The 22,372-nt window shown below is 56.5% G+C and carries 28 protein-coding genes and 1 tRNA gene; 22 read left to right on the forward strand and 7 right to left on the reverse strand.

The window, feature by feature from the left end; translation table 11 throughout:
- Nucleotides 1–102: 102 nt before the first annotated feature.
- Together E4633_RS06420 and E4633_RS06425 are read right to left on the reverse strand one after the other, a co-directional pair.
- Complete coding sequence (locus E4633_RS06420) at nucleotides 103–906, reverse strand: amino acid kinase family protein (RefSeq protein ID WP_135869395.1); 804 nt, start codon at nucleotides 904–906, stop codon at nucleotides 103–105.
- A gap of 131 nt (nucleotides 907–1,037) precedes the next feature.
- Nucleotides 1,038–1,781, reverse strand: coding sequence for a hypothetical protein (locus E4633_RS06425; protein ID WP_135869396.1), 744 nt, complete (start codon nucleotides 1,779–1,781; stop codon nucleotides 1,038–1,040).
- A 721-nt stretch (nucleotides 1,782–2,502) separates the two neighbouring features.
- Here E4633_RS06425 and rsgA point away from each other — a divergent pair.
- From rsgA to E4633_RS06450, 5 genes are all read left to right on the forward strand, one after another.
- On the forward strand, nucleotides 2,503–3,558 hold the full coding sequence (rsgA, locus tag E4633_RS06430; RefSeq protein ID WP_135869397.1) for a ribosome small subunit-dependent GTPase A: 1,056 nt from the start codon (nucleotides 2,503–2,505) through the stop codon (nucleotides 3,556–3,558).
- A 463-nt stretch (nucleotides 3,559–4,021) separates the two neighbouring features.
- Complete coding sequence (locus E4633_RS06435) at nucleotides 4,022–5,047, forward strand: hypothetical protein (RefSeq protein ID WP_135869398.1); 1,026 nt, start codon at nucleotides 4,022–4,024, stop codon at nucleotides 5,045–5,047.
- 720 nt (nucleotides 5,048–5,767) lie between these two features.
- Nucleotides 5,768–6,532: a methionine ABC transporter ATP-binding protein gene (locus E4633_RS06440; protein WP_135869399.1), complete on the forward strand. Its 765-nt coding sequence runs from the start codon at nucleotides 5,768–5,770 to the stop codon at nucleotides 6,530–6,532.
- A 22-nt stretch (nucleotides 6,533–6,554) separates the two neighbouring features.
- A complete protein-coding gene (locus E4633_RS06445) occupies nucleotides 6,555–7,223 on the forward strand; it encodes a methionine ABC transporter permease (RefSeq protein ID WP_135869400.1) in 669 nt (222 codons plus the stop codon).
- A gap of 32 nt (nucleotides 7,224–7,255) precedes the next feature.
- A complete protein-coding gene (locus E4633_RS06450) occupies nucleotides 7,256–8,107 on the forward strand; it encodes a MetQ/NlpA family ABC transporter substrate-binding protein (protein WP_198419390.1) in 852 nt (283 codons plus the stop codon).
- A 488-nt stretch (nucleotides 8,108–8,595) separates the two neighbouring features.
- On the opposite strand, the gene E4633_RS06460 is transcribed toward E4633_RS06450, so the two are convergent.
- The gene (locus tag E4633_RS06460; protein ID WP_135869402.1) at nucleotides 8,596–9,054 is read right to left on the reverse strand and encodes a hypothetical protein; all 459 of its coding nucleotides are present in this window, start codon (nucleotides 9,052–9,054) and stop codon (nucleotides 8,596–8,598) included.
- 397 nt (nucleotides 9,055–9,451) lie between these two features.
- Between E4633_RS06460 and E4633_RS06465 the strand changes: the two genes are divergently transcribed.
- From E4633_RS06465 to E4633_RS06490, 6 genes are all read left to right on the forward strand, one after another.
- The gene (locus tag E4633_RS06465) at nucleotides 9,452–10,144 is read left to right on the forward strand and encodes a VIT1/CCC1 transporter family protein (protein ID WP_135869403.1); all 693 of its coding nucleotides are present in this window, start codon (nucleotides 9,452–9,454) and stop codon (nucleotides 10,142–10,144) included.
- Between the two features lie 133 nt (nucleotides 10,145–10,277).
- On the forward strand, nucleotides 10,278–11,177 hold the full coding sequence (locus E4633_RS06470) for a YceI family protein (RefSeq protein WP_135869404.1): 900 nt from the start codon (nucleotides 10,278–10,280) through the stop codon (nucleotides 11,175–11,177).
- A 97-nt stretch (nucleotides 11,178–11,274) separates the two neighbouring features.
- Entirely contained in the window at nucleotides 11,275–12,345 is a 1,071-nt protein-coding gene (locus E4633_RS06475; RefSeq protein ID WP_135869405.1) for an ADP-ribosylglycohydrolase family protein, read from the forward strand.
- A 90-nt stretch (nucleotides 12,346–12,435) separates the two neighbouring features.
- Nucleotides 12,436–13,707 (forward strand): M20 family metallopeptidase, encoded by a 1,272-nt coding sequence (locus E4633_RS06480; RefSeq protein WP_135869406.1) that lies wholly within the window; start codon nucleotides 12,436–12,438, stop codon nucleotides 13,705–13,707.
- 17 nt (nucleotides 13,708–13,724) lie between these two features.
- On the forward strand, nucleotides 13,725–14,387 hold the full coding sequence (locus E4633_RS06485; protein WP_198419391.1) for a trimeric intracellular cation channel family protein: 663 nt from the start codon (nucleotides 13,725–13,727) through the stop codon (nucleotides 14,385–14,387).
- A gap of 372 nt (nucleotides 14,388–14,759) precedes the next feature.
- On the forward strand, nucleotides 14,760–16,031 hold the full coding sequence (locus E4633_RS06490; RefSeq protein WP_135869407.1) for a tyrosine-type recombinase/integrase: 1,272 nt from the start codon (nucleotides 14,760–14,762) through the stop codon (nucleotides 16,029–16,031).
- A 16-nt stretch (nucleotides 16,032–16,047) separates the two neighbouring features.
- Here E4633_RS06490 and E4633_RS06495 read toward each other — a convergent pair whose 3' ends face one another.
- A complete protein-coding gene (locus tag E4633_RS06495; RefSeq protein WP_135869408.1) occupies nucleotides 16,048–16,524 on the reverse strand; it encodes a helix-turn-helix domain-containing protein in 477 nt (158 codons plus the stop codon).
- Between the two features lie 119 nt (nucleotides 16,525–16,643).
- Here E4633_RS06495 and E4633_RS20945 point away from each other — a divergent pair, with 119 nt between their 5' ends.
- From E4633_RS20945 to E4633_RS06545, 11 genes are all read left to right on the forward strand, one after another.
- Nucleotides 16,644–16,904, forward strand: coding sequence for a helix-turn-helix transcriptional regulator (locus E4633_RS20945; protein WP_135869409.1), 261 nt, complete (start codon nucleotides 16,644–16,646; stop codon nucleotides 16,902–16,904).
- Between the two features lie 36 nt (nucleotides 16,905–16,940).
- The gene (locus E4633_RS06505) at nucleotides 16,941–17,261 is read left to right on the forward strand and encodes a hypothetical protein (RefSeq protein ID WP_135869410.1); all 321 of its coding nucleotides are present in this window, start codon (nucleotides 16,941–16,943) and stop codon (nucleotides 17,259–17,261) included.
- 57 nt (nucleotides 17,262–17,318) lie between these two features.
- Nucleotides 17,319–17,564, forward strand: coding sequence for a hypothetical protein (locus E4633_RS06510; RefSeq protein WP_135869411.1), 246 nt, complete (start codon nucleotides 17,319–17,321; stop codon nucleotides 17,562–17,564).
- The gene (locus E4633_RS06515; protein WP_135869412.1) at nucleotides 17,561–18,436 is read left to right on the forward strand and encodes a hypothetical protein; all 876 of its coding nucleotides are present in this window, start codon (nucleotides 17,561–17,563) and stop codon (nucleotides 18,434–18,436) included. The genes E4633_RS06510 and E4633_RS06515 overlap by 4 nt, the downstream gene beginning before the upstream one ends.
- A 210-nt stretch (nucleotides 18,437–18,646) precedes the next feature.
- Entirely contained in the window at nucleotides 18,647–18,814 is a 168-nt protein-coding gene (locus E4633_RS20425; RefSeq protein ID WP_162604946.1) for a hypothetical protein, read from the forward strand.
- A gap of 46 nt (nucleotides 18,815–18,860) precedes the next feature.
- On the forward strand, nucleotides 18,861–19,127 hold the full coding sequence (locus E4633_RS06520; RefSeq protein ID WP_198419392.1) for a hypothetical protein: 267 nt from the start codon (nucleotides 18,861–18,863) through the stop codon (nucleotides 19,125–19,127).
- A gap of 167 nt (nucleotides 19,128–19,294) precedes the next feature.
- Entirely contained in the window at nucleotides 19,295–19,489 is a 195-nt protein-coding gene (locus E4633_RS06525) for a hypothetical protein (protein WP_135869413.1), read from the forward strand.
- Nucleotides 19,486–19,788 carry a hypothetical protein gene (locus tag E4633_RS06530; protein ID WP_135869414.1) on the forward strand — a complete coding sequence of 101 codons (303 nt, stop codon included), beginning with the start codon at nucleotides 19,486–19,488 and terminating at the stop codon, nucleotides 19,786–19,788. The genes E4633_RS06525 and E4633_RS06530 overlap by 4 nt, the downstream gene beginning before the upstream one ends.
- 57 nt (nucleotides 19,789–19,845) lie before the next feature.
- On the forward strand, nucleotides 19,846–20,043 hold the full coding sequence (locus E4633_RS06535; RefSeq protein ID WP_135869415.1) for a hypothetical protein: 198 nt from the start codon (nucleotides 19,846–19,848) through the stop codon (nucleotides 20,041–20,043).
- Between the two features lie 27 nt (nucleotides 20,044–20,070).
- Nucleotides 20,071–20,709, forward strand: coding sequence for a hypothetical protein (locus tag E4633_RS06540; RefSeq protein ID WP_135869416.1), 639 nt, complete (start codon nucleotides 20,071–20,073; stop codon nucleotides 20,707–20,709).
- Between the two features lie 52 nt (nucleotides 20,710–20,761).
- Entirely contained in the window at nucleotides 20,762–21,160 is a 399-nt protein-coding gene (locus E4633_RS06545) for an HK97 gp10 family phage protein (protein WP_135869417.1), read from the forward strand.
- Between the two features lie 167 nt (nucleotides 21,161–21,327).
- Here the strand turns inward: E4633_RS06545 and E4633_RS06550 are convergent.
- The 3 genes from E4633_RS06550 to tadA form a co-directional block, all read right to left on the reverse strand.
- Nucleotides 21,328–21,415, reverse strand: a tRNA-Ser gene (locus tag E4633_RS06550).
- Nucleotides 21,416–21,506: 91 nt separating this feature from the next.
- A complete protein-coding gene (locus E4633_RS06555; RefSeq protein WP_135869418.1) occupies nucleotides 21,507–21,767 on the reverse strand; it encodes a hypothetical protein in 261 nt (86 codons plus the stop codon).
- Between the two features lie 80 nt (nucleotides 21,768–21,847).
- Nucleotides 21,848–22,339 (reverse strand): tRNA adenosine(34) deaminase TadA, encoded by a 492-nt coding sequence (gene tadA, locus E4633_RS06560; RefSeq protein WP_135869419.1) that lies wholly within the window; start codon nucleotides 22,337–22,339, stop codon nucleotides 21,848–21,850.
- Between the last annotated feature and the right edge of the window lie 33 nt (nucleotides 22,340–22,372).

The raw sequence follows: 22,372 nt of genomic DNA on the forward strand, positions 1-22,372 counted from the left end.
GAAAGGGTGCCTCCTTTCCTTTTATTCCTCCCTGGTGGAGGGGGTACACTTTCATTATACAGTCTGATCCCGATAACTGCCAGCCACCGCGGGGGAATTCTCTTACACCCGGATCACCGTGCCGACCTTCTCCTTCCGGATCGCCATTCCGACCGTGCCGCGCTTGTGGCCGTTCACGATGCGTATCTCCTTCACGTTGGTCATGTCGCGCATAAGGTAAAGCATCTTTCTTTCCAGGACCAGGTCCTCCATGTCGAGCTTTATCAGCTCATCCACGGTGATGTCCTCGATCAGTTCGGCATCGGGGTTGATCCTCGGGTCCTCGGTGAAGAGCCCGTCCACGTTCTTCACGAGGATGCAGCTCTTCGCCCCCAACACCTCCGCCATGAGGAGAGCCCCGGTGTCGGTCCGGTGCGGAGGGATGAGCCCGGTCTCCGGTGGGTGTTCGTAAAGGCCATACGGCGGCGTGCCGTGGATCACCGGGAGTAGCTTCAGGTGGAGCATGGTGGGAAGGTCGAGGAGATCTCCCGTCTTCACCCGGCTGCCGCCCCACTTGGAGAGAAGCAGGGTGACGATCTCGGCGTTCTGCTCGCTGATCTTACCGGCCAGTTCCGCGAGCACCCCGGTAGGCATGCCGAGGTCGATGCCGATGTCGAGGATGTGGCGCACCCGCACCCCGCCGCCGGTGACCACCATGATCTGGTTTTCCCTGGAGAGCTCGCCGATCTCCTCGAGAAGCGGCAGGACCACTTGGCTTCCGTAGTCGATGATGCCGTGCCCCCCGATCTTCACTACGTTCAACTCGGGCACGAGCCGCAACGTGCCCCCCGCGTGCCTGTGTTTCAGCCCCTTGCGTACCAGGGTCTCCCCCTTCAGATGCGATTCGATTTCATGTCTGGAATTCATGCGACCTCCTCCTGGGATGGGCATAACAACATCGGTGAAGGGGGACTGGCTCCGAAGGTGCCTGCCCCCTTACCACACGTACATGGCAAATAAAGGGGACAGGCACCTGCTGAGCCAGTCCCCTCGATCGTTCAGTAATCGCGCAGAAGTTTCCGGGGCAGGGTCTGCCAAGCCGGTGCTCCGCCGTCATCCGGAGCGGCGCAAAGCAGCAGCACCGACAACCCATCGCGCATGACCGTCTTCGGCTTGTCTCCTATCAGTACCGACTCCTCTTCACCCGGGGCGGAGCCGTCCGCGGTCTGCACAGCATCCACGTCGGGCTGGTCGAGGAGCTCGCGCACCCGCAGCCTTTGCCCGGGGAGGACGCCTTCGAGACTCCCCCGCATGCGCCCGTCGTTTCCCCACAGCCTGAGTCCCACCCCTGCCAGGGCACCGATGATGCCGTGACCGGTTCCCCCGTGCTCGGAGAGGTGGACGCCGAGCCTCCGGGCGAGGGTCAGCGCCTGCTCCTTGTCGAGGACTTCGCGCTTCGCCTTTCGTCCGAAGGCGATGAGGTCGGCCGTCGACCCGATGCGGTCCGGCACGGCAACGCAGAGCCCGGGATCGGAACCTTCGGCGCATTCCCGTTCCAGAAAGTCGCAGGCAAACCGGACGACCTGGTCGAGAGAACCCTCCGGTATCTCGGCGGGAAAGCACATGGAACTGTTGTGGGAGGTGTAGGGGATGTCCGGGTGAACGAGCAACTGGTGGCGTGTGACGAAGCCGGGCGCGCCCCAGTTGTTTCGCAGGATGGCGTCCGCGATGAGAGCCGCAAGTTCTCCAGTTCCCCTGCTGTGAGCGTTGTCAGTATCGTCGATGGCTAAGAGAATGCGCATGTGAGCCTTGCTGGCGGCAGGATGAGTGTGGTTGATGCACAAACTATAGCATGAAAGTCTCTAAGAGAAAGTCGTGCTGTCTATGTCGGTTCAAGATTGGAATTGTGTTTTTCTTTCCCCGCCTTCTTCTCTCATCTCTGTGAAGTTGTTTTTTGCGGAACCTGATATGGGTTGCGTCCCTGGCACCGAGGAGCAGCCCGCCTTCACGCGTTGAGAACGCGACTTCAAGCTTGATCTTGGGGCAATCATGCTTGAAGTCGCAATCTCAAGCGTGATTTTGTGAAAATCATGCATGAAATCGGGGAAACAAATGTAAATGCTGCTTCAACAAGCATGAAAAAGAGGAAAACAAGGCAACTTTAGGAGGTGTTGGCACGGTTCTGGTCTGAAAAATGTGCGAAACGTCCAAAAACGATCTTGCGAGCCTCAAAATCAAGCTTGAGAACGCGATCTCATGCTTGATTTTTGCAAAATCATGCTTGATGTAGCGATCACACGCGTGATTTTGGGAAAATCATGCTTGAAGTCGCGATAACAAGAATAAAAGTTGGTTTAACCAGCAAAAAAAATGCAGTGTTCGAGAAGGTCATCATCGTGGTGGTGTGGCTGTGCAGCCTCGGGGGAAAGCATTGGAAGGAGAGGGTAGGGCGACGAAATCAACTTGATAGGCCAAAGCAACTGGTCTAAAGTGCCGGAAAGTTACCGACAAGAGGCGGTTTTTATGGAAAGCAACCCTATGGGAACAGCAGGATGCCTGGAAACTTACGACGGAAGTCCTCTTCCCGACGGATGGAGCTTCGCCAGGGTCACGGCCGTGGACCGCAGTTCATACATGATCAGAAGCCAGGCGGGGGAAGCGACTGCGGAGCTGACTGGCAAGCTTTCCTACCAAGTCGAGAGCACCGTCGACCTGCCGTGTGTGGGGGACTGGGTGGTCGTGCAGTTCTATGACGACGGTGCCTCGGCTGTGATCCACGAGGTCCTTCCGCGGAAGACCTTCCTGCGGCGCAAGGCGCCCGGTGCCCGTGCCGAATTCCAGATGATCGCAGCCAACATAGACATCGCTTTCATCGTGCAGTCCTGCCTCTACGATTTCAACCCGCGTCGGCTGGACCGATACTTGGTCATGGCAGCAGACGGCGGCGTTGAACCCGTCATCCTGCTCACAAAGGCCGACCTGATCCCTCCTGAAGAGCTGGAGCAAAAGCTCCAAGCGGTTTCCGCCGGGACCGGGACGCGGGTGCTCTCCATGAGCAACCTCACCGGCGCCGGACTGGACGAACTGCGGCTGATGCTCTCTCCGGGTAAGACCTATTGCCTGCTCGGTTCATCCGGCGTCGGGAAGACCACGCTCATCAACAACCTCATGGGGCGGGAAGCCTTCGACACGAAAACGGTCAGCGGTACGGGAGAAGGAAGGCACACCACAACGCGACGGCAACTCATCCTTCTGGACGGAGGAGCCATGCTCATCGACACGCCCGGCATGCGCGAACTGGGGCTTTTAGGTGCTGACGACGGGGTCGCCGGAGGTTTCGCCGATGTCGAATCCTTCTCCGCAGCTTGCCGCTTCGCGGATTGCACCCATGAGCGCGAACCGGGCTGCGCCGTCCGTGCCGCCTTAGAGCGCGGCGACCTGAGCGAAGAGCGCTATGCAAGTTACTTCAAGCTCAAGAAGGAGTCGGACTTCTACGGCATGTCGTATGAAGATAAACGGAAAAAGGACAAAGCCTTCGGCCGGTTCATCAAGACGGTGAAGGAGCAGTTGAAAGACTGACAAAAGCCGGTGACGGCACAGCTGTCATGCCCTTCGTTGTTGCTATCAGAGCTGAATGCGATAGAGTCGTTCTGCTTGTTCGTCTTTTGAGAATCGATTCTCTTCCCTTCTCCAAATTTACAAATTGAGCTGAATTATAGGATCTGAGCAAAGGCTGGCCATGCGACGACTTCTGATAATGATGCTTCTTTTGTGGACGCAGTGCGGCTGCGCGCACCATGCGAAAGAGCCCATTCAAATCTTTCGAGCGGGTGCCGAACGGAACGGCAAAACAGTTGTGTTTTTACGCTTACAACCCGCGAAGGGTAACCCTGGCGCCTGTGTTCACGAATTCCTGCAGGACTTCGGATACGCAAACAAGAAATTAGAGGTCTGGTCACTCACAACGGGAAAACAGGTCCCACTTAAGGAAGTCTTGTATTTGCCCCCTCCAGCGGAAAGGGGACGTTCTCGGTGGGTGGTAATGCTGCTGCAACCGGGGAGTTACTACCTGAAAGTCGAACGGCAACCGTTCTTCCTTGGGATACCGGAAACAGAGTCCGGAGTCTATGCCGGCAGTTTGGATCTGGAATGTGGATTCGATCAAAAGGGTGATTTCGCCTATAGCCACCTTACGGTTGCAGACGAACGTGTGGCGGCAAATAACCCGTTGCCTGCCGGTTTCGACAGCGCACCTGGTATCCCTTGCCTGATGAGTCATTACGGGCAGCCACTGTCAAATACTGAAATGGCACCACAGGCAGGGGCACTCACCTCCCCGGCAATGCCGCCGTTGCAAACCCCTCAATGGAAAAAACGTGCCGTCCTCAAAGCGATTGGTTTCGGAGGAGAGCCCAGGGAAAAGGTCAAGAAGGTAACTCCGCCGAATGCACTCGAACTGACTGGGCAGACTTTATACGTTACCGGAGGAGGGATTCTTATTCCGATGGCTTACCTTGCCTATGCGCCGTTTGGCTCCTTATACGGGTTGGTGAAAGGGGGGCTCGACGAGAAGCAATACCAAAGCTGTCTGGACGGCTTTGGGCACGAAATGGAACGCTGGGATTTGGCGCAGGAGGTTAGGAGTGCCATCGAAGAATCCTTTACTACAGGCAGTGCGGTCACAAGTTCCCGGCAGACGGAAGCTGTCAAGGAGAATGGGAGAGTAGGCGGTATTCAGTTCACGAGTGTGAAGCTTGGTGAGTGCTTTGGTGACATGATGTACTGCATTGAGGTTGCGGCACTTGCCCAGATCTGGGATGTGGCCGAACGTCGTAACGTCTTCGCCGAAAAGCTGGTGTACCGTAATCCGTCTTCGATCCTGAGTGAAGTGGTTCCCTTTGAAATCGAACTGGACGAAGCATCGGAGTGCAGGCACATCGGCTCCTACTGTGGTGGCGAGGACGGAAAAATCCTCCGGGAAGAGCTGAGACGGGCCATCAGGAGCTTGGTGCACCGGGCTTTGCAGGATTTCGGCTGTTTGAAGGTAGGTCAACAAACCGCCCCTTGACTACCTTTCATCTGACGCGCAAGTCCGCTCTCGTGTTGGCGATGAGAGGTTGCTTCGGGCAGGAAGGTGTCGCATCGAAACCTTTAAAGATTGGTTGAGATACTAAAGCAGAAAAAAGCCGGTCCCGGTGGTGTCTTTAATCCGTCGGGACCGGCTTTTTGCTGTCTATTACTGCTTTATGATGGTACGGCCGCGTGCACAGAATTTGACTCAGCCGCAAGTGCGGGAGCCATGCCTGAAAGACTTGCGACGAGCGATAGGACACATAGCGAACGGATGATGTCTTTACTATGTTCATGTCCCACCTCCATCTGAGTTTGCTTCTGCTCCAAGCTTGTCATTATATCTAAGGCGGGGGAGGCTTATGTTGACCCTTTAGAAATGACTGAACGGGCCGAAAGAGAATTGAAGGAAACAAAGGCAGGAGGACTTGGATAGCCGCTTCGCAACCATCGCGGCTGTCACGCTTAAGGGCGCCGTTTTTGCGGACAAGCGGTGCTGCACGGCGGCACTGCGGGCCCCCTTAGCGCGACGGAACTAAATCACGCTGCCGGAGTGGGCTTTGCTCTAATTAAAAGTTGAGTTCTTCGGTCGAATTTGATATAAGTCTCCGAAGTTAAATGTTTAAGTTGGAAACGCCGGAAGCTGGCCAGAGAGCTGGAGGTGGAAGTAAGCTCCCTCGCTATCTTTTTTGTGTCAGCCCGCAGTCACGGGGGGCAAGTGATTACCATCGACAGCCTGAACAAACAGTACCATACGCCGCGTGGAACGTATCACGCGCTGCGCGACGTGACCCTGCAGGTAGAAAAAGGGGACATCTTCGGCATCATAGGCCTGAGCGGAGCGGGGAAATCCACTCTGATCCGCTGCCTGAACCGCCTCGAAGAGCCGGACAGCGGCAGCATCGTCATTGACGGAAGGGAGATCACCGGGCTGGCAACACATGAGTTGCGGGATGCCCGCAAAAAGATCGGCATGATCTTCCAGCACTTCAACCTGCTCGATTCGAGGACGGTGCAGGGCAACGTCGCCTTCCCACTCGAGTTGGCCGGCTTCCCCCGTAAGGAGATCACGCGGCGGGTCGCGGAGATTCTTGATCTGGTCGGGCTATCCGATAAGGCCGGCAGCTATCCGGCGCAGTTGTCCGGTGGACAGAAGCAGCGGGTCGGCATCGCCCGCGCCCTTGCCAACCACCCTGAAGTGCTCCTAAGCGATGAGGCCACCTCGGCGCTCGACCCGCAGACGACCAGGTCCATCCTCGAACTGCTGGCCGACATCAATCGCAAGCTTGGCCTCACCATCGTCCTCATTACCCACGAAATGAGCGTGATCCGGCAGATCTGCGGGAAGGTGGCGGTCCTGGACCGCGGCGAGATCGTCGAGTCCGGGCCGGTGGATGCGGTATTCTCCGCGCCCTCCAGCGCGACCATGAAACTTTTCCTGGAACATAGCACACTGCTGCAGGGCTCCGGCGCCGGCATCTAGAGCAGGAGATGAGGTGGTAACGATGAATGAAGACCTGATTCCGATGCTGTTGACCGGTTTCGGAGAAACCCTTTACATGGTGGTGTTGTCCACCGTCGCCGCCGTCGTGCTGGGACTCCCTCTAGGGGTGCTGGTTGTCATCACCTCGACCGGCCACGTCCTGGAGTCCCCGCGGCTGAACCGCGTCCTCGGCACCGTGATCAACATTACCCGCTCTTTTCCCTTCATAATCATGATCGTGCTGCTGCTGCCGCTGTCTCGCTTTCTGGTGGGGACCACGCTGGGAGCTACGGCCGCCGCCGTTCCGCTCTCCATCGCCGCCGCCCCTTTTCTCGCCCGCATCATCGAGAACAGCCTGAAGGAGGTTGACCGCGGCAAGGTGGAGGCTGCCCTCGCCATGGGGGCCACTCCGCTGCAGATCGTGCGGAAGGTACTGATTCCCGAGGCGCTCTCCTCGCTTGTGCTTGGGCTGACCCTCGCGGTGATCACCATAACCGGGTTCACGGCGACCGCAGGAGCCATCGGGGCCGGGGGGCTCGGCAGCCTCGCCATCCGTTATGGCTACATGCGCTACCGTGAGGACGTCATGTTTGCGACCGTTCTCATTCTGGTCATCTTTGTCCAGGGGGTGCAGTGGAGCGGCGATCGACTGGCGCGACGGATCAACAGAAACCAACACCGGCTCGGCTAAAGGGCCTTATATCCAAACGGAGGAACACAAAGATGATGAACAGATTTAACGGCAGGCTGAGCCTCGCCTTGGTCGCATTGGCACTGGTTGTAGTGGCCGCTGCAGGTTGCAAGAAAAAAGAAGGTGAGGCCGGTAAGGGCACCGAAGGTGCGGCGTCGACTGCCGGAAAGACCCTGAAGGTAGGGGCGGCGGTGGTTCCGCACGCCGACATCCTCAAATTCGTCGTACCCAAATTGAAGGAGCAGGGCGTGAATCTCGAAGTGGTGACCTTCGACGATGAGGTGCAGCTGAACCCGGCGCTCGCCGAGAAGCAGATCGACGCCAACTACTTCCAGCACGTCCCGTACCTGGAGGCCGTGGTGAAGGAGAAGAACTACCAGTTCCAGGTGGCCGGCAGCATCCACGTGGAGCCGATGGGGCTCTACTCGAATAAGATCAAGAGCGTCGCCGAGCTGAAAACCGGCGCGCAGATCGCGGTTCCCAACAACCCCTCCAACGAGTACCGCGCCCTGGCGCTCCTGGAGAAGCAGGGGCTCATCAAGCTGAAACCGGGCATCTCCAACTTCCAGGCGACGCCGAAGGACATCGTGGAGAATCCGAAGAAGATCAAGTTCGTCGAGGTCGAGGCTGCGCAGCTTACCCGTACCCTTCCCGACGTCGACGGCGCGGTGATCAACACCAACTTCATTCTGGACGCGAAGATCGACCCGCAGAGCGCGATCGCTCGCGAGGACGCCAAATCTCCCTACGCCAACATCATCGTGGTGCGCAAGGGAGAGGAGACGCGCGAGGATATCAAGAAGCTGGTGGCGGCACTGCAGTCCCCCGAGCTGAAGCAGTTCCTCAAAGAGAAATACGGGGCTGCGATCATCCCGGCGTTCTAGCTTCGACTGGCGGCCGGGTACGGTCTGGTCGTTGGAAGAAGAACAAGGTCTTCGGCCGGTTCATCAAGACCGTGAAGGAGCAGTTGAAAGATTGAAGCGACAAAAGCCGGTCCCTGGGTGCAACTGCTTGAGCACCCAGGACCGGCTTTTCTATGTCTATTGCTCTTCTTTATGTCGGCACGGCCCTCGTGCACCGAGGATGGTTCAGACCGTGTCGTCAGCCTCAGCGCCGCTGGTAACGGTGTCCGGAGTTGGGGTCTCCGAGGATGAACCCTGTCAGGGCGCCCGCTGCGCCACCAAGTATCGCACCGACTGCGGGGCTTCCGCCCGTGAGTCCACCTAACAACGCGCCGCCGCCGGCACCTATGGCGCCACCGCTTAATGTACTTTGCTGCTGGCGCGACATTCCGACACACCCAAAGCTAAATGCCACCAGCAGCACGACGGCCAGATATCTCATAGCTCTCATGCGCTGCCTCCTTGCCGGCCTATGGTCCGCCTGAACCGGCGAATGGCTGGTCGGCTATGCCTGTTTTCAGTTTAGGTTTGACGATCTGCGTCCAGATCACCCGCATGACCGGAATATCGCGGTCATCGGGATTGCTGAGATAGTAACCATCGATGTCCTTGATTATGGTCTCCATGGGAACGCCACGGAGGCCTTCCGCCAGTTTCGCAGCGAAACCCTGTCTTTTTAGCTCAGGGTGTCGCTGGATCACGTTTTCCTCGATGGTCACCACGTGTCCGATGCCCCATACGAAAGTGATTTTCGCCTCAGGCTGAAGGGTAAGCCACGTGTCCCCGGTTAGTACCGGCATTTCCTTCAAGTCCTTAGTCAGATCACCCGCGGGGTTTTCGTTCGCCGCAAGAGTTGGTGTTACGCCGGAAAGACTTGCGACGAGCGATAGGACACAGAGAGAACGGATGACAGTCTTTGCTATGTTCATGCCCCACCTCCATCCGAGTTTTCTTCTGCTCCAAGCTCTCATTATATCAAAGACGCCCCTTGGCAAGCACGCAAATAGAGGCTTCAAACTGGGTGATATGAGACAGTGTCCAGATACACAGCATCCCTCAGAAATCGCTATAAAGACCCGAGTCCAGAATCCATACCCACCTCGACTGCAGGTTTACGGATGGTATAATCCATATCTGTTACAGTCTATGTTTCGCCGGAAAGCTTTCTGCGTAGTTAGTATTTCGCCAAAGTCAGATGTGTCCCTCATGGGGGGATAGGCGCCCGGCCTGCCCCCCTATTATGTTCCGGCTCGAAAGCACGGCAGGCACGCTTAGAAAGGACCCTGGCGTGCGATGGAACCAATAACAAAACTACAGGTGGGGAAGATGCCTAAGCATCTGGAGCAGCACTATGCAACCCGGATCGGTTGGCTGAGAGCAGCGGTACTTGGCGCAAACGACGGAATCCTTTCGACTGCAAGCCTCGTTGTGGGGGTGGCAGCCGCCAACGCAGTGCGCGGTAATGTATTCTTAGCGGGGGTAGCTGGCTTGGTGGCAGGTGCCATGTCAATGGCGGCGGGAGAGTATGTGTCCGTCAGTTCACAGTCCGACACCGAGAAGGCCGATCTTGACCGTGAGCGACGTGAGCTTAAGACGGACATCGTGACTGAGTGCCAGGAGTTGGCGGCCATATATGTCGGGAGAGGACTTGATCCCTCGCTCGCCAGGCAGGTCGCCGAGCAGCTTATGGCACACGATGCGCTAGAGGCACATGCGCGCGACGAACTGGGAATTTCGGAAATAGTCATCGCCCGTCCCCTTCAGGCGGCACTGGCCTCTGCAGTAACTTTTTCAGTGGGGGCCGCCTTGCCGCTACTCATCGCCTGGTTCAGTCCATCCGCCTATTTCATTCCCGTGGTGGCAGGCGGCTCACTTTTGTGTCTGGGGATTCTGGGCGCTTTGGCCGCGCGGGTCGGGGGGGCAAGCGTTGTTGTCGGGGCAGTTCGTGTTGCTCTGTGGGGAGCCCTGGCGATGGCCGTCACGGCGGCAATAGGCGCCATATTCGGTACGGCGGTCTGATTGTCACCTGCTGTTTGCAGCAATTCACGGGCCCCTTCTTGAAACAGACGGGCCCTGGAGAGGATGTTGACTATGTGACGACCTGACAGACCCTGCAGGTTCTAGTCGAACATCGCGAATAGGAGCGCGTGCTATGAGCCATACCTTGTCATCCAACCAAATGATGCTGAGCCTCCAGAAAGGTGCTGTGGTGATCGATGTGATGACGCCGGAGGATTATGCCGCCTGCCATGTGGCCGGCGCCCTGAACGCCTGTGTCTATGAGATTGCCTTTCTCGATCTGATTGCCGAACTGGTTCCTGATCGAAATCGGGAACTGATTCTCTACGACGCTACCGGCACAACCCGATCTGCCGAATTGGCCTACGAACGGCTGCAGCAAGCCGGTTACGCCAAGGTCTCCGTGCTGGCCGGCGGGCTTGCCGCTTGGCGCAGGGAAGGACTGCCGCTCGAGGTAAAAGAAAAGGCGGCCCCATTGGGGTTGCGGGATGGCGCCTACCGGATCGACACAGAAAAAAGCACCTTGGAGTGGATCGGCCGGAACCTGAACAAACGGCACTACGGCCGCATCGGCATCAAGGCGGGAGAACTGTCCATCACGGACGGAAAGCTCTCCCGAGGGCATATCGAGCTGGACATGACCAGCATATCCAATCTGGATCTGCTGGATGATGGTTGGCGCGATGTGCTGATCCGCCACCTTAAATCCGACGATTTCTTCGCTGTGGATCGTTTTCCGACAGCTTCGTTCACCTCGACTGGATGGGAAACCAGGGAAGAGAATTCGTTAAACGCAGTCAAAGGGATTGTCACGGGAGAGTTGAAAATAAGAGATGTCACCCGGGAGATCCGCATCCCTGCTACCATCGCTCCGCTAGATGACGGCGGCATCCAGGCTCATGCAGCATTCGATCTCGATCGTACCCTCTGGAATGCCTGCTACGGATCGTGCAGGCTGTTCGAGCGACTGGGCATGCATTTCGTGGATGACTTGATCAGCCTTGAACTGTTTGTAGTGGCGGGCGCATGGTGAGAGTCGGGGGGGCAAGGAACATTGACCCTTTATTTGTAATTGGTATTCTTCGCCAATATGGTTCGAACACATATCCTGGTAGAATGAGGTGGTCACTATGTCTGAAACAACTAAGGATCGCGCGGCTGGTGCCATCATGGGCGCCTTTATTGGGGATGCCCTTGGGCTCGGGCCGCATTGGTATTACGATCTTGCCGAACTGCGTCGCGATTACGGCGAATGGATAACCGGGTACACCGATCCCAAACCCGGTCGCTACCACGCCGGACTAAAGGCTGGCCAGCTCTCCCAGGCCGGGTTCATCCTCAAGTTGTTGCTGGCTTCACTGGTTTCCTGCGGAGGCTATGACGAGGCTGACTTTTGCCGCCGCATGGATCAGGATCTGCTGCCGCTTCTGGATGGCACCCCCATCAGCGGGCCGGGCGGCTACACTAGCCAGTCCATCCGCGAGTTGTGGCGGCAAAGGGTCGAGGAAAGACTGCCTTGGGGGCAGACCGGCGGACGTGCTGACACTACCGAAGCGATAGAGCGCACCCTTGCCCTAGCGGTGCGTTACGCGGCTGATCCCGCGCAGCTTGCCGCCGCCATTACCGGCAATACCCTCCTCACCCAAAACGACGACGTGGTGGTATCCATGACCGTAGCCTTCGGCGCTGTGCTGGGGCAACTGGTACAGGGACACCCCCTGGACGCGCACCTGTCCGACCGACTGATGAAACTGGTTAAAAACGGGGCGCTGCCCTTTCATGCCGTCACCAGCGACAACTTGGGGCCGCCGCGACCCGGTGCTCCGGACCCGCCACGCGCCGGACGATTCGCCTCACCCGATGCCCTGCTTACACCGTCCTACATGGCCGCGGCTGCCGCCGATCCCGCGATCCGCATCGAACCTGCCTGGAAGGTATCGATCGTCTACGGCATGCCGTGCGCCATCTATCATCAGTTGCCGGCGGCCTATTACCTTGGGGCGCGCTACAGCGATGATTTTGAATCCGCCCTGCTCCATGCGGTGAACGGCGGCGGCCAGAATCAGGCGCGCGCCATCCTGACCGGTGCGCTGGTCGGCGCGCAGGTGGGGCTCTCGGGCATTCCACAGCGCTTCCTCGATGGGCTGGAAGACTGCGCCACACTGTCCGGGTTAGCGGCAGGGCTAGGTGCGCAAGCCTAAAGTTCAGGAGTATTGCATGCCCCCAAGTGTTTTTGGTCCATGGATTTAAGGAGCAGATTACCCGGCTGCACGAAAGGAAAAGGTGCGATTATGAACGCGACCCGGACGAGTTCTCCCGACCCTGTATTGAGCAACCTGGATGCCGTGCTTGCGGATCTGGAGGCTCTCTACGAGGATGTGCACTCCCATCCCGAACTCTCGATGCAGGAGACACGTACGGCAGGGGTGGTGGCCGACCGTCTTCGCAAAGCCGGCTTTGACGTCACGACGGGTGTGGGCAAAACCGGCGTTGTCGGTCTGTTCCGCAACGGCGCTGGGCCTACCGTCATGCTGCGAGCCGATATGGACGCGTTGCCGGTCGAAGAAGCGACGGATCTGTCGTATGCCAGCAAGGTAACCGCCACCGATCGAGAGGGTAATACCGTGCCGGTCTCGCATATGTGCGGCCACGACATGCATGTGACGTGGCTCTGTGGTGCCGCGAAATTGCTGGCCGATGCACGCTCAACCTGGCGCGGTACCTTGATGGCGGTATTCCAGCCCGGAGAAGAAACGGCGGAAGGTGCGCAAGCAATGATCGACGATGGCCTCTTCGAGCGTTTTCCCAAGCCGGACGTGATACTTGGCCAGCATGTCATGGTGGGGCCGGCGGGTACAGTGGCCGGGCGCGCAGGCGCCATTACTTCAGCGGCGGATAGCCTGCAAATCCGGTTTTTTGGTCGCGGTGCGCACGGATCCATGCCGCAGGCTAGTATCGATCCCGTCGTCATGGCGGCTGCAACCGTGATGCGGCTACAAACCATAGTCTCGCGCGAAGTCGCAGCCGCTGACGCCGCGGTTGTCACGGTGGGTGTACTGCAGGCAGGGACGAAAGAGAATGTCATTCCCGACGAGGCCATTATTAAACTCAATGTACGGACCTTCGATGCGGGTGTGCGTGAACGGGTGCTGGGGGCGATCGAGCGAATCGTCAACGCCGAGGCTGAGGCTTCGGGTGCCACGCGCAAACCCGAGATAACGTCATTGGACCATTACCCGCTCAATGTGAACAGCCTCGAGGCCAGCAAACGGCTGGCCGACGCCTTTCGCGGGTATTTCGGTGCAGAACGGGTCCGTGAGACTGCACCTGCTCCAGCGAGCGAGGATTTTGGATCGTTCGGCACCGGGTGGCACGTGCCGTCGGTCTTCTGGTTCGTGGGCGGCACGGACCCTGAAATCTATGAACAAGCCAAGCATTCGAATCGACTGAATGAACTTCCCGTCAATCACAGTCCCAAGTTTGCGCCTGTCCTTCACCCCACCTTGCGAACCGGCGTCGAGAGCCTGGTCGTTGCCGCGCGGGCATGGCTGGCAGCAGCGTAGGTTCAGGGTGCCCCCAAATGCCCATTTCGTTAAAAGTACAGGAAGCCGTTTTGATGGAGTCGCTGCCCCATGTGCTTGATCTGATCGGTACCTTTGTCTTTGCGCTCAGCGGTGGAATGGCGGCCGTCAAGCGCAAGCTGGATCTGTTCGGCGTGTTGGTGCTTTCCTTCGCCGCTGCGACGGCGGGCGGCATCATCCGCGACGTGCTGATCGGGGCCATCCCACCCGAAGGGCTCAACAATTGGCGCTACGTCTGCGTCTCACTCGGCGCAGGACTCGTTACCTTCTTCTTCCCGTCCATGGTCATGCAGCGATGGAATCCGGTGCTGCTGTTCGATGCCGCTGGACTGGCCCTCTTCGCGGTCACCGGTACGCACAAGGCACTGCTCTTTGGAGTGAACCCCGTCACGGCAACTTTGCTCGGCATGTTGACGGGCATCGGCGGCGGCATGGCACGTGATATCCTGTTGGCGCAAACACCGACCGTGTTGCACGCTGAACTGTATGCGGTGGCGGCCCTGCTGGGCGCAGCGGTAGTGGTGACCGGCGATTTGTTGCAACTGCCGCCTAACGCGACAACGCTTGTAGGCGCGGGGTTGTGCTTCGGACTTCGTGTCCTGGCCATCCGGCGCGGCTGGCGACTTCCGATTGCCGGTGCTGATAAACAGTCAGACAAGTGATGGAGGTGCCCGCCTCCAGAGATGTAACGGCCACTCTTTTCTAGGTGGATACCCCGCTCTCTCCAACCGCTTGTACATATCTGCTACATAAAACGACAAAAAGGCCAGTCATCATGACTGGCCTTTTTGTAAGTTGGCGGAGAGATAGGGATTCGAACCCTAGGTACCTTTCTGTACACCTGATTTCGAGTCAGGTAATTACAAGAATCAGCACCTTCCATACATTTCCCTCCTTTGTAAAAATACCATTGTAAACATCGATATTTTGCGCTATATACAAATCAGGTGAAGTCATATTATTTCACGTTCAGCCGGTATTTAATCTACCATACTAGGTCCCATACGAAAAAAGTATGGTAGGTGGGGGAGCCAATGACGAAGGAAGCCGCCAAAGCGAAATTTACCGATGTCGCCATACGGGCAATGAAGACCGACAAGCGGCTGCAGGACAACCTGGAGGGCGACGGCTTCGGGGTCCGCGTGTATGGTACCGGCACAAAGGTTTTTTACTATGCCTACGCCTTCGAGGGTAAGCGGCGGTTTCTCAATCTAGGGGAGTATGGCGTAATAAGCCTTGCGGAAGCCAGAAAGCGCCACAGAGAGGCAAAGGGCAAGCTTGATAGGGGTACGGACCCCCTGATTGAAAAAGCAGCGGAAAAGGCAGAACGGAAGCGTACCCCCTTCATTGCCGACTTTGTAACCGAGTACATCGACAACTACGCCAAGAAGAAGAACAGGGGGTGGAAGGAAATACAACGGGCGCTAAACGCGTCAATCGTCCCGGCGTGGGGTAAGCGGAAGATCACCGACATCAAGCGCCGTGACTTGGTTGTCCTGCTGGACGAGATAGAGAAGCGTGCGCCTATCATGGCGAATAGGACACTGGCCTACACGCGGAAGCTGTTCAGCTATGCTGTGAAGCGGGACGTGCTGGAGGTTAACCCCTTCATGGGCATGGAGGCACCGGCACCGGCCAAGGTACGGGACCGGAACCTCTCCTTTGCAGAAATCAAGACCCTATGGGCTAATCTCGACAACTCCAGAATGAGCGACAACATACGCCGAGCCTTGAAGTTGATCCTTGTCACGGGGCAGCGACCAGGGGAGGTCATCGGGATGAACTCAAGCGAGATTGACGGGAATTGGTGGACGATCCCCGAAGAGAGATCGAAGAATAAGCAGGCGCACCGGGTTTTTCTCACACCTCTTGCCTTAGAGCTTATCGGAGACAAGGACGGGTATATTTTCGAATCGCCGGTTATCAACCGTGACGCTGCAGGGCAACCGTTGCCGCCGAAGCCCTACGAGGTCCGCACCCTTACCCATGCCATAAAGGAGAACCTGCCGCACTCGCCAGAAAGCAAGGTCGAGGACTATCTGAAGATTCCCCACTTCGTACCGCACGACCTGAGGCGCACCGTCACGTCACGCATGGCAGAGATAGGGATCTTTGAGGACACCATAGACCGCGTGCAGAACCATGTAAGCCGAGTTAAGAGCGGGGTCCGCAAGAACTACAACCATTATGCGTATGACCTTGAGAAGCAGCAGGCCCTGGAGACGTGGGCGCGGAAGTTGGTGAGCGTTACTGCTGGGGGCGAGGCCGCGAAGGTAATCCCTATGAGGCGGAAAGGAAGGAACTGAGGTAAAAGAAGGCCACCTAATCAGAGGTGGCCTTTTCAGAATTTGTATTTAAGATTTCCGCGAACCGTTCAAGTGTGGCGGCTGCTTTCTTGGCCTTTTCCGCTTCGTTTTTCTGCGTTTCATTGATGATATTCATCAATTCTAAGCAAAGGGTCATGTTTTCAATTATTTCCGATTCATTCCCATATTTCTCATACAACTTCATGTTGTTATAAGAAATCCTTTCAACACAATCCCCCGCTCGATCACTAGTAAAAAGAGTTTCTTCAACTTCGCCACGAAGGTACGGAACTGAAACGTTAAAGTACTTCGCAAGCTTTTCAAGGGTGCTCTGTGACGGTTCACCTTCCCCTTTCGAGTATCGCCCAATAGCCGATTGTGTCAGGCCCGTTTCTCGGGCGATGGCTGATTGGCTGGAGTTTGCTAAGGCTTCCCTCACAAGTCTAACCAGGTTTTTAGGCGTCTCGCCCCCACCCCTTCCCTTAGGTGCCATAAATTTTCTTCTTCCTAACTATTTGTAGTTGACATGATGTGCATGGCGATGGTATCTAACTATAAATAGATAGTCAAACCATTTCTCGACGCTTCACCACTAGCCAGGAGGTAAAAATTATGGGTACAGAGACAGACCGCATAGTCAGAGAGTCGGAACGGGCGCAGATAACCGGCCGGAGTGCATCGCAATGGAGGCGGGACGAGGCCGCAGGGAATGCCCCTCTTCGGGTACGCCTTGGCGCAAAAGCAGTCGGGTGGAAACTCAGTGAGCTTTTGAACTGGGTTAGCTCCAGGCAAAGCGTCACTGTTATCCCTGGTGTGCCTTACACCGGCAAGAAGCGGGGCAGGCCCGCGAAGAACCACACCGCAGCAGCATAACATCAACCGGCCCAAGGGCCACAACGGGAGGACACTATGCAAAAGATTGAAGTCTACGCGCACACCATTGAGAACCTGGAAAAAACCATGAACAGGGCCGAGTCTTTGTTGTGTCGGCTGGCTGATCGCTGCCACGACGCAGGATTGTTGCTGGATGCGGCTAGGGCGGGCGAGAAAGAGTGTTTACCAACTGAAAAGGGGGGGCATGACTGCGCTAACCCGATTGGCGGGGCCAAAAGGCTTTTGTATGAGTTGGACGATTGCCTAACCATTTTGGCCAATAACCTCGAAGGCACGCGCGACCACATAAGCGAGGTAAGAGAGAACGCGTTAAAGCAGTTGAAGCAAACGGCATAGTTCCAAATACCCTAACCACCGCTGAGAAGCGGCACGTAAGCCAGGAGGACACAAACCATGACCATCACAGACCGAGACATTAACAGGGCGGCTATCGTCCGCGCAGCAGGCTTTAAAGTCAAAGCCTTCAAACTCCAGTGCAGCCCCAGGTGCGCCTTCGAGTATGAAGATAGCGAGGCCGTAAGGCAGCTTGTCCACGATTACGAAGCGGGGGGCGGCCTGCCTGTATCCCTGAAGAACGTGCTGGTTAATCGCTCGATCCTGCTTAGCGAGTGCAAAGATAGGCGCGAGGGGAGGATATGAGCACTCCCTGGCGAGAAGCTGCAGGAGATAAAGCAGCCGCTGCTGGGTTTGAGTGTACTTTCATCAAGCAGCGTGCTCGACGCGGCGAATGTGACGCTTATGTGCAGCATGACACATGGGCTGCAAGGTGGCCTGCACCGGTGAAGGTGAAGGCAGGGGAGCCGGTGGACGAATTTACGATCCCCTTCAATTTCTACAACTCCGCCCCTGTTGTCGAGCCGGTGCAGGAGAGGCAGGCGGAACCCGTAGTGGTGCAGGAAATGAAAGTTCAGCCGACTGAACCAGAACCGGCTGAAGGGGTCACACAAGAGGCTTCGACGCAGCCAGAACCTCTAAAGCCTGCTTTAGAAAGGCCGACGCAACGGAAAAAAGGAAGAACAGCCGGTAAGGGTGGGAAAGTATTGGCCAATGGGCGTGACGCTGAGAAGGTAGACACCCCATATAAGAAGATTTTCTGCCAAGTGCACCTGCACGAACTGGAGTATGAAGCCTGGCATAATCTCACCGCGTCGGCCATCTTTTGTTACCTCGCCTGCCGTTCAAAGGCAGGGAATGCAGCATTCAAAAAGAAGAAGGACCAGCAGGGCATGCCGGTATTCAGCTTCACCCATGCCGAAGCGATCCGAGTCTTCAAAATGACAGGGGCAACGTTCACCGCGTCAATGCAGAAGCTGGTTGAGGAAGGGTTTATTGAGGTGTCGCGCCCCAGCGGCACGTTTGACGGAAAGGGCATAGCTCAGTTGTACACCCTCTCAGGGGCATGGAAGACCAGGCCAAGGAAGAAAAAGGGCAACCCAAGGATGGGAGAGATCGGGAGAAAGAGAGCACCTAAGAACAGATTCCTATCAAAGAGCCCTTTAGAACCCCCTTAAAAGAGCGCTTTAGAGGTTAGCCGAAAAAGAGGGTGAAAACTGCCTCAAGTTCTAAAGCACCATTTAGAGGTTTTACCTTTCTTTCGCTAAAGCACTCTTTAGACATTCTATAAGTCTAGCCATACCCCCCAGCCTAGCAGGGGAGGCGTAGCAAGAAGGCAGCAGCAACAACCACCGCAAGGTATGTCACGCAGCAAGGAGGGGCAGGCCATGCAGTTAAGAGTTGAGACAAGGATTGACGGTAAGACTGCTGTTCACGTCATGGCGGCAGAGGGCATGTCAGATGGTGACTTGGCGGCGGTCCTGGAAGATGCCGTGATTGACCTTCGGTGGCGGGTGATGGAGAAGGCCACAACAACATTTTCCACGCCGGATTGATAACGAAACCATAACCGCTGTGAAGCAGGTTAGAAGTGAGGCCATTTTGAAAGATAAACTCCCATCAAACAAGGGGAAAGTGAAAGTAGCTATCCTCCCCCCTACCAGATTGACCTTGACGAAGCTCCACCACATCAAAAGCGAACTAAGCCGGTTGTACCGTGAGGCACGTCGCGGTGACATCGACCCATCCGACGCAACCAAGTTTGTTTATATCCTCCAGGCGCTTGCTCGACTAATTACCGACAGCGAACTGGAAGCGAGGATTGAGCGACTGGAACAGGAGGCCCTGAATGAAAAGACTCGACTGTAGACTAGCGAGATTAGAAGCTGTAACCGGACCAGGGCATAGGCCTCACCTGCAGCTTGTTCTCAAATTCCGTACTGAACAGGATAGGGCGGAAGCTCAAGCGGAATATGACGCACAAGGCGCAGGAAGTACCGTAAAACTCATTTTCGTGCTGGAAGAGGGGGGACACCATGACTTTGCAGAGTAGAGTCCACAGATTGGAGTTGCAGTCGATTCAAGACATCCCGCCGCTTCCCGGCCTAGTGCGGGTCGCAAACACTCCAGAGGAAGAAGAAGCAGCCGAGCGCGAGCTGGAAACCATGCCGCGAGGGACGCAGCTTTACATCATCAAGGCCGTCGACTGTAGCCGCAAGGGGGAATTATGAGTCTGTTAGAAAGGGTAAAGCGGTTAGAGGGCATGCACCCCGAATTAACCCCGATCCAGTTGTGTGATATTTGGCGTCATATGATAGCCGCGCTGGATGCAGGCGAAACCTTCTCCGAACTCTCCGCGAGGGTGAACGAGAACCTTCTTTATTCTGCCGGGGTCACTCCCCAAGGATGGGAGGAACACCGGCTGGAGGCCATTGCCGATTACGAAAAAATATTCGGACCTGGATCGTTTAAAGAAAATCGGGACTCGCAGAAGCGATGGAGGGAAGCCTCGGAAGACCGCCATTTTTAGCAGCAACCTCCCCAGGGAGGCATTATTTATCGCTGAGAGGCGACAAGGAGAAAACACATGAGAGCAGAAGACGTAGCAAGAATTGCATACGACGTAGACAACGCGACACAGACGCAAGTGCCCCGTGGATCAGCTGGAGATATCCAGGTAGTTGTTATCCACAATGACGCGGAGTACGCCGCAGCTAAGGCGCTGGACGCTTCAAGCCACAGCAGGTCCTATATGCTCCTGCTTCTCGACTTCAAGCAGGACTAACCGCCATAGGCAAGGAGAAACATAAATATGCACGGTATGAGAATGGTACTGCCGAGATTACGGCACGAAAAGACGGAAAAAGGAAGAACGGAGATCTTCGACAACTTCACAAACGAGTTGTCCGCGCTGGGGATGCACTTCATCCAAAGCAAGGGAACCATCGACTCGAATCAGGACCTGTCCGACAAGGGGCGGGAGAAGCAGATTTCCGAACTGCGCCTGAAATACCTCCCGCGCATCGCGGACTATCAACGGCAGCTGAGTAACATCAGAGAGCAGTTCGTTAACGAGGCGAATCAATACCGCCCTCGTCCATACCAAGGAACGGGGAACCCTGTTCTCGATTACCTTGTCGGTAAGGAATTCAGGGATTATCTGAAGTCCCTGCCGATGAGCGAGCGCGTTAGACAGATCCTAGATCCTGCGCTCGACCCTACTGGGCAGAAGCTGCACGCAGTGGAGACAAGCCCCGTACCGGACCACGGCATAACCGCAGACCTTATCGCACGGGCACACCAAGCACGTATGAATGCTTTAAATCCTGACGGTGTGCTGGCCTTGCAGGATCAGGAGATAGTTCTTGAAGCTCTTGAGTGTAACCTGAATGTGGTAAAGGCCACACTTGAGTGGACCGACAAGAAGCCGGACGAAAGTTCTGCAGAGTAACTAACTGGGGGAGGGGGGGCAACCTCTCCCCTTTCTTTTTTAGAGGTGAAATATGGGTTTTGCAGATGATATAAGCAAATGGACACAGAAGGCCAAGGGGCAAATGGAAGTTGCCATAAGGGCGACAGCCTTCGAAGCTTTCAAGCGGGTGATCCTTCGCTCTCCCGTCGATACAGGACGCTTTAGGGCAAACTGGGGCGTGTCGGTGGGGTCGCCGTGGCTTGGCAACGTGGCCTATGTCGATCCGAGCGGTCAAACGGCAATGGGGGAAGCGGCTAAAGGCGTGGACAGTTGGAACTGCCAAGGATCGATCTTCTTATGCAACAGCACGGAGTACGGGCAAAAGCTGGAGTATGGCAGCAGTAAGCAGGCACCGCAGGGCATGGTACGAGTCACCGCCGCAGAGTTCGAAGGCTTCGCGGCAGAGGTGGCGGTTAGGTCGACGAAGTAGAAGTATGACCAGGGCGAGTAAAGGAAGGGGCGGGGGCAATTGGCCTTGCCCCTTTTTTAGTGCTCTTGCCGGTCCAGCAAGGCCCATACCTACCATACTAGCTACCATACTTTTGAAAACCTAAAACAAAAGGGCTACAGCCTAAAGCTATAACCCCTTGTTTTTAATGGCGGAGAGATAGGGATTCGAACCCTAGGTACGTTGCCGTACACCTGATTTCGAGTCAGGCACCATCGACCACTCGGACATCTCTCCGGATATGCTCTTTCGGACGACTCGTGTTCGTCGGAGCAGAAAGATATACCTTATTCCAAACAGAAATTCAAGCCCTGTTTGGCATCCCTCATCAGTATGTGAGGCCGGCGTAAAAGTCTTGCAGATACTGACGCTGGGTCTTTGTGAGTACGCCTCTCGTGTCTATCTCTGACAGAATGCGCCAGATGAGCCCAAGCTCGCTGTAGACCCGCAGCACGGCGGTCAGCTTGTATCGTGCGTGCTCCTCGGACGCAATTGTCCCCTGCAGGAGTTCTTCCGTATAGGCGGCCAGCCGTGAGATCTCGTGATGGGTCGCCATAATGGAGTCGGGGGTGATTTCTTCTAGTTGCATAAGCCCCTCTCAGAGCGAGTGAAAATATATCAATGCTCTAAGTTTCGGCTCAACTGCACTAAAGATTTAGATTTATTTTCTCAGCAGGCAGGGATGCCTTTCTCCTTTTTCTTCTGCGCGCGCAACTTCGCGAAAAAACTGGAGAGGATGGTTGATGTCTCTTCCCCGCGGACGCCGGGGGTGAGGACCACGCTGTGGTTCAGCCGTTTGTCGTCGGAAAAGTCGAAGAGGGAGCCGGCCGCCCCGCCCTTGGGGTCGTAGCTTCCGAAGACGACACGGTCGATCCGGGAAAGGATGATGGCCCCCATGCACATGGTGCAGGGTTCGAGGGTGACGTAGAGGGTCGCGCCGGTGAGGCGCCAGCTGCCGAGTTTCTTGGCGGCCTTGCGTATGGCGATCATCTCGGCGTGTGCCGAGGGATCCTGCTTGCTCTCGCGCAGGTTGTGCCCGCGCGCGATAATGGCGCCATCCTTCACGATGACGGCGCCGATGGGGACTTCGCCTATCAATTCCGCTTTGCCCGCCTGCTCCAAGGCCTTGCCCATCCAGTAGTGGTCGTCTTTCTTGCTCATGCGTCCTTTTTCAAGCCTTGTCTGCTTCCGAAT

It is taken from the genome of Geomonas terrae (genome assembly GCF_004791675.1).
Classification (GTDB): domain Bacteria; phylum Desulfobacterota; class Desulfuromonadia; order Geobacterales; family Geobacteraceae; genus Geomonas; species Geomonas edaphica.